This window comes from Dehalogenimonas sp. THU2 (assembly GCF_039749495.1).
In the GTDB taxonomy this organism is placed as follows: domain Bacteria; phylum Chloroflexota; class Dehalococcoidia; order Dehalococcoidales; family Dehalococcoidaceae; genus Dehalogenimonas.
The window spans coordinates 1-2,809 of record NZ_JBDLLU010000031.1 but is presented as its reverse complement, the minus strand read 5'-3'; the positions used below and the strand labels follow the sequence as shown (position 1 = coordinate 2,809).

Annotated in this window: 6 protein-coding genes; 4 read left to right on the top strand and 2 right to left on the bottom strand. The window is 48.2% G+C overall.

Annotated features, from left to right (window positions below; translation table 11 throughout):
• Positions 1–295: hypothetical protein (locus ABFB09_RS09600; RefSeq protein ID WP_347001276.1), on the top strand; the 295-nt coding region annotated here is incomplete at its 5' end.
• 35 nt (positions 296–330) lie between these two features.
• Here ABFB09_RS09600 and ABFB09_RS09595 read toward each other — a convergent pair.
• Both ABFB09_RS09595 and ABFB09_RS09590 read right to left on the bottom strand, forming a co-directional pair.
• The gene (locus ABFB09_RS09595; RefSeq protein ID WP_347001275.1) at positions 331–561 is read right to left on the bottom strand and encodes a helix-turn-helix transcriptional regulator; all 231 of its coding nucleotides are present in this window, start codon (positions 559–561) and stop codon (positions 331–333) included.
• Positions 562–954: 393 nt separating this feature from the next.
• On the bottom strand, positions 955–1,794 hold the full coding sequence (locus ABFB09_RS09590; RefSeq protein ID WP_347001274.1) for a hypothetical protein: 840 nt from the start codon (positions 1,792–1,794) through the stop codon (positions 955–957).
• 139 nt (positions 1,795–1,933) lie between these two features.
• On the opposite strand from ABFB09_RS09590, the gene ABFB09_RS09585 reads away from it, so the two are divergent.
• The 3 genes from ABFB09_RS09585 to ABFB09_RS09575 all read left to right on the top strand — a co-directional run.
• A complete protein-coding gene (locus ABFB09_RS09585) occupies positions 1,934–2,116 on the top strand; it encodes a type II toxin-antitoxin system HicA family toxin (protein WP_347001273.1) in 183 nt (60 codons plus the stop codon).
• 18 nt (positions 2,117–2,134) lie between these two features.
• Positions 2,135–2,326, top strand: a complete 192-nt coding sequence (locus ABFB09_RS09580) for a type II toxin-antitoxin system HicB family antitoxin (protein WP_347001272.1) — start codon at positions 2,135–2,137, stop codon at positions 2,324–2,326.
• Positions 2,327–2,629: 303 nt separating this feature from the next.
• Positions 2,630–2,809, top strand: a 180-nt coding sequence (locus ABFB09_RS09575) for a hypothetical protein (protein WP_347001271.1), incomplete at its 3' end; no start/stop codon positions are given.

The window sequence follows — 2,809 nt, the reverse complement described above, 5'->3', positions numbered from 1 at the left end:
CTCTGTGATCAACTGGCCTGGGGCTTTTCTACCATGTTCGGCATCAAGGGCAAGATCGTCAATGTGGAATAATTATTTCGCCATGTTGGCTATGGCGGCTCTTCTGAGGGCTGATTACGAGATCCATAACCCGCCGGAGGAGTTGAATCCTCTGGCGGGTGCTCGCCAGTTAAGCAGCAATGCTTTGGCTTTACGACAAAAAAGATGGGCGGAAAAGGCGGTTGAGAAGTACGCTGAAGCCCAGGATAAAAAGTGGCTAAACTGGCAGGCGGCGATGTTTGAAAAGGCCAAGTGACCGGAAAGTGTACTTTGTGTCTGGAATACCAGCCATTACTTGCCTTCGATAAGCCATCGGACGTCTATTTTGAGCGCTTTGGCTATCGCTGCGAGTTCATAGTCATACACCGGCCGGATGCCGCTTTCGATCTTGGCGACCTTCGCCCGGTCGATATGGATATCCATGACCTGAAGCCGGGCCGCCAGTTCTTCCTGAGTCACTCTAGGCTTGGAATTATTTCGCGCCTGACGCAGGCGCTCCCCGATGATATTTCGTGAATTCATGGGGAAATATTAAGGCAAATTACGGCCTAAAAAGTTCGCATAACGCACATTTTACGCTATAATGCACTAACATCAAAAGGACGACATGAAAACAACGCACTACAACGGCCATACGATTCAGATAGATGCTGATGGGCGTGTCATCTATGACGGTCAACTGGTGCCTACTCGGCTGAATCCAATGGCATCTGGTTCTTATCTTTTTACGATGAATGAAGACGGGGAAACAGCCGAGTACGAGGTAACCATCGGGATAACCGGATCTCCAACGAGCTGGGTTGTGGTAAGGCGTAATGAAATACACGTATTCGTTGGCCACTAAGCCGTCATGAAGAGCAAGCATACATGTAAGAGTGAATACTTACTCAGTTGATTGAGAGGGGTATGATCGTCCTAACTACCCTTTAAGACATACTGTTCTAACAACTTGACAGTGTCGGAGACGTCGAAAAAGGCGGTGTTCAGGATGCTATCAAGAAGCATCTGATTCTCCTCTATGCCACTCACCTTGACCAGTATCTTTGCGGTGCCGGCGAAATGCATGTCCACTTCGGATAGTAAAAGAGGTGTGCCGTTAGTTCCGATTACATTAGATGGGAGATTAAAAACGATCGGCGTATCGTGTTTAAGAAAATCAGAACCGACTGCAAGAGATTGATGATAAGGAATGGGTTCAGGGAGATCGGGAATGATAAAGCTCGCGATAAAATCTCTTCCCCCACAACCAATGGTAATAAGTTCACGGTGCTTATCAGCATTTTCGAGGCGGCTGATAATTCCTAAAACTATGCGGGGAGCAAGGTTTCCGAACTGGTAAGGTTGTAACCTTAAGATCAGTGCTTTAGCTTCCGTATTGATCCATTGGATTTTAGATTCAAAGTCTTTCCTAATCTTAGAGTCCTTAACGACGAATTCGCCACTTTCGTCTTTGGCGAAAATATCTTGCCGAACGATCGGGAATGCTGTTTCATATCGATATTTTCGAGGAGCACAAGCTACGGCGACATAATCAAGGGCACTTCGCAGGTTGTGTATGAAATCTCCGAGCATAACGGCAATCATGGGATCAGGTTGCTTAATAATACGGAAGGTGTATCCGATCTGGTTTGTAGCATCAGGGAGATTGATTCTGATGAAGCTGTAAGGCTGGCTACTTGCGTAAGCTCTGGCGGCTTCCTGAATATCTACCATGTGTTTCTTAGCACTTTGAATCTTGAGCCACCAGTCGCGCATGTACCACACCCCAACTGTTAAACATAGCGATGCTAAAGAGTAAAGGACACGATAGGTCAAACTGCGGGTATTGTCAAGGATTGTTAAGTTTGAGGAGACCGAACAGCTGGGTATATAATCTGGTGAAAGATTCAATGCCATGAAAAGACGCGATCTCGTCAAGCACATCGAGAATCACGGAGCGTTTCTGCTTAGGGAAGGCGGCCGGCACAGCATCTATCAGAAAGGTAAACACCGAAGCGCCATTCCGAGACACAATGAGATAGATGATGAACTTGCCAAAAAAATCTGCCGTGATTTGTATATCCCATTCCTACGATAGGAAGAAGGCGGTGAAAAAATGGAATTTAGAGCGGTAATAAAAAAAAGGGGTGAGTGGTGGATAGGCTGGTTGATCGATCTGCCGGGTGTCAATGCTCAGGAAAGGACCAAAGAGGAATTGCTCGAGTCCCTGAAGATGGCGGCTGATGACATGCTGAGCACACCGTATCAGACCAGAAACGAAGAAGAACTGGTCAGCATCAAAGTATAGCCAGCCCTTACTGATAGATATCGAAAACCAAGCCCTTTTGAGGGTATCCAAAGCTAAAATACCCAGTACCTATTGACAGTCCTAATACAGCCTGTATAATCTAAAACCGTAAGCCTCGTGAGCTTGCCGAATAAACCCGGCTCACGAGGCTCGTTGTTTTTCTCGGCAGCTCATAAGCTTCAACAAGGGGTCAGCACTTCGGACCGGCAAGGTTCAGGCTGACCCCTTTGCCTTTCCGCCCGGAGTGCACCCCGAGAAATGTCCCGGCCGCGAACGGACCGAGACTAAAGAGGAGGTGCCCGCATGGGTAAGTACGCAAGCTGGTCTGACCTGGAGAAAAATGTCCCCGTCACCTACCAAGAGAAGGCAACCCCTGAATCCTACCGCACCGGCATGAACGGCATCGCGCCGACCGGTCAAAAGGTGAAGGAAGGCCGGGTAAACCACTATCGCGACGGCGTTGACGGCAAGGGCCCGGTCATG